The 3,430-nt window shown below is 65.8% G+C and carries 3 protein-coding genes; all 3 read left to right on the top strand.

What is annotated here, in order from left to right; genetic code table 11:
- Positions 1–732, top strand: a 732-nt coding sequence (gene cysD, locus C0461_RS13915; protein WP_292107846.1) for a sulfate adenylyltransferase subunit CysD, incomplete at its 5' end; no start/stop codon positions are given.
- Entirely contained in the window at positions 732–2,654 is a 1,923-nt protein-coding gene (gene cysN, locus C0461_RS13910; RefSeq protein ID WP_292107844.1) for a sulfate adenylyltransferase subunit CysN, read from the top strand. The genes cysD and cysN, both read left to right, overlap by 1 nt.
- 227 nt (positions 2,655–2,881) lie before the next feature.
- A partial coding sequence (locus C0461_RS13905) for a sulfite exporter TauE/SafE family protein (protein WP_292107842.1) occupies positions 2,882–3,430 on the top strand: 549 nt, incomplete at its 3' end.

Raw genomic sequence — 3,430 nt, 5'->3', positions numbered from 1 at the left:
CTGCTGCACGTGGACACGACCTGGAAGTTCCAGGCCATGTACGACCTGCGAAACCGCATGGCGTCCGAAGCCGGCATGGAACTGCTGGTCTTCAAGAATCCCGAGGCCGAGGCCCGGGGCATCAATCCGTTCGACCACGGCGCGACCCTGCACACCGATCTCTGGAAGACCGAGGGCCTGAAGATGGCCCTGGACCAATATGGCTTCAACGCGGCGTTCGGCGGTGCGCGACGAGACGAGGAGAAGAGCCGGGCCAAGGAGCGGGTGTTCTCGTTCCGCACGGCCGGGCACCGCTGGGACCCCAAGGCGCAGCGGCCGGAGCTTTGGAGCCTCTACAACACGCGCATGAACAAGGGAGAATCCATCCGGGTGTTCCCTATCTCCAACTGGACCGAACTCGACGTCTGGCAATACATCATGCGCGAGGCCATCCCCATCGTGCCGCTGTATTTCGCCGCCGAGCGCCCGGTGGTGGAGCGTGACGGCATCCTCATCATGGTGGATGACGACCGCATGCCGTTGCGGCCCGGCGAGACGCCGGAGATTGCCAGGATCCGCTTCCGCACCCTGGGCTGCTATCCCCTCACGGGCGCGGTCCGTTCGGAGGCATCAACCCTGGCGGAAGTGGTTCAGGAAATGCTGCTGACCACCACCTCGGAACGTCAGGGCCGGGCCATCGACCACGATCAGGCCGCCTCCATGGAGAAGAAGAAGCAGGAGGGCTATTTCTGATGGCCCGTGATGCTGGATACAGGCCCGACGTGCTGGCGGCCGAGGACATCGACGCCTTCCTGGCCGAGCACGAATCCAAGGGCCTGCTGCGCTTCATCACCTGCGGCTCGGTGGACGACGGAAAGTCGACCCTGATCGGGCGCCTCCTCTATGATTCCCGCATGGTCTTCGACGACCAGATGGCGGCGCTGGAAGCGGATTCGAAGAAGTGGGGCGCCCAGGGCGGCGCTCTGGACTTCGCCCTGCTGGTGGACGGCCTGGCGGCCGAGCGTGAGCAGGGCATCACCATCGACGTGGCCTACCGTTTCTTCGCCACGGCGAAGCGCAAATTCATCGTCGCCGACACCCCGGGCCATGAACAGTACACACGCAACATGGTCACAGGGGCCTCGACCGCCGATCTGGCGATCGTGCTGATCGACGCCCGCAAGGGCATGCTGACCCAGACCCGGCGGCACAGCTATCTGGTGTCGCTGCTGGGCATCCGGCACGTGGTGCTGGCGGTCAACAAGATGGATCTGGTCGACTGGTCCCGCGAGGTTTTCGACAAGATCGTTGCGGACTATCGCGCCTTCGCCGCCGAACTGGGCATTGGGGATGTCCTGTGCATTCCGATCTCGGGCCTGAGGGGCGACAATATCACGGCGCCCAGCGCCAACACGCCGTGGTACGACGGCCCATCGCTGGTCGACCATCTGGAGACGGTGGAAGTGGATGATGAGCGCCTGGCGCGTCGTCCCTTTCGCATGCCCGTGCAGTGGGTGAACCGGCCCGATCTGGATTTCCGCGGCTTCGCCGGTCAGATCGCTTCAGGCGTTGTGAAGCCGGGCGATCCGGTGCGCATCCTGCCGTCGGGGCGAACCAGCCGCGTCGCCCGCATCGTGACCCTGGGCGGGGACTGGAACGAAGCCCAGGCAGGCCAGTCTGTCACCCTGACCCTCGCGGACGAGGTGGATATTTCGCGAGGGGACGTGATCGCGGCGGCGGCCCAGCCATGCGAGGTCGCCGACCAGTTCGAGACCACCATCGTATGGATGGGGGAGGACGAACTGCTGGCCGGGCGTTCCTATTGGTTGAAGATCGGCGCGCGCACCGTTTCGGCCCAGATCACCGGCATCAAGCACCGGGTCGATGTGAACACCCTTCAGGAAAGCGTGGCCAAGACCGTGGGCCTGAATGAGATCGCGGTCTGCAACCTTTCCCTGACACAGCCTGTGGCTTTCGAGCCCTATGAGATCGACCGGGGTCTGGGCGGGTTCATTCTTATGGATCGCATCACCAACGCCACGGTGGGTGCGGGCATGATCCGGTTCGCCCTTCGCCGGTCGCACAACATCCACTGGCAAGCGCTGGACGTAACCCGCGACGCCAGGGCCGCCGCAAAGGGTCAGAAGCCGGCGGTGGTGTGGTTCACGGGTCTCTCCGGCTCGGGCAAGTCCACCATCGCCAATCTGGTCGAGAAGCGTCTGCACGCAGAGGGACGGCACACATACATCCTGGACGGCGACAATGTCCGCCACGGCCTGAACCGCGACCTGGGTTTCACTGAGGGGGACCGTGTGGAGAACATCCGCCGGGTGGCGGAGGTGGCGCGACTGATGGCCCACGCGGGGCTGATCGTGCTGGTGTCCTTCATCTCGCCCTTCCGGGCCGAACGCCGCATGGCCCGCGAGATGATGCCGGATGGCGAATTCATCGAGGTGTTCGTGGACACCCCGCTGGAGGAGGTCGAGGCGCGAGACCCCAAAGGCCTCTACGCCAAGGCGCGGCGCGGCGAACTGAAAAACTTCACCGGCATCGACAGCCCATATGAGCCGCCTGAAAATGCGGATATCCATGTCCGGACCGCGATGCTGAACCCCGAGGAGGCCAGCGACCTCATCGTCTCGTCCCTGCGGGAGGCTGGCCGGCTGAGCGCCTGAGGCGCTCGCGGCCGCAATGGAGAGGCCATGGAGGAGTTCTTCCTGTTCGCGGCCGTGGGCTTTCTGGCCCAGTTGGTCGATGGGGCCCTGGGCATGGCTTACGGCGTGATCAGTGCGACCGTGCTTTTGAGCATGGGCGTGCCCCCCGCCACCGCATCGGCCAGCATCCACGCATCAAGATCGCGACCGGCGCCGCTTCCGGGTTATCGCATCTCGTGCACCGCAACGTGGACAAGGAGCTCCTGTGGCGCCTGGCCCTGGCGGGCGCCGTGGGGGGTGTCGCGGGGACCTTCCTGGTGACCGCCATCCCCGGCGCGGCCATCAAGCCATGGGTGATCTCATGGTTGCTGTTCATGGGGCTGCTGATCCTGTGGCGGGCCTGGCGTGGCGCACCGCCCCCGGTGCGGCCGTTCCGTCGTCGCGGCATTCTGGGGCTGGCGGGCGGATTCCTGGACGCCATCGGCGGCGGCGGCTGGGGCCCTACGGTGACCACGACCCTGGTGGGGTCCGGCGTGCCGCCCCGATATGCGGTGGGCACCGCCAACACGGCGGAGTTTTTCGTAGCGGTCACGGTCACCATCGCTTTCGCCACGGCCCTCCTCACCGGACACTGGGTCGAAACCCCGAACCTGGAGACCCATATCCGGGCGGTGGCGGGCCTGATGACCGGCGGAGTAATCGCCGCGCCCATTGCCGGATGGATCACCCGCGTCCTGCCCATGCGCGGCCTCACCTGGGTGATCGGCCTTCTGATCGTGGGGCTGGCGTTGTTTCAA

This window comes from Brevundimonas sp. (genome assembly GCF_013823285.1).
Taxonomy (GTDB): domain Bacteria; phylum Pseudomonadota; class Alphaproteobacteria; order Caulobacterales; family Caulobacteraceae; genus Brevundimonas.
Note: the sequence above shows the minus strand (reverse complement) of the source record. Positions and strands in the feature narration are given on the sequence as shown.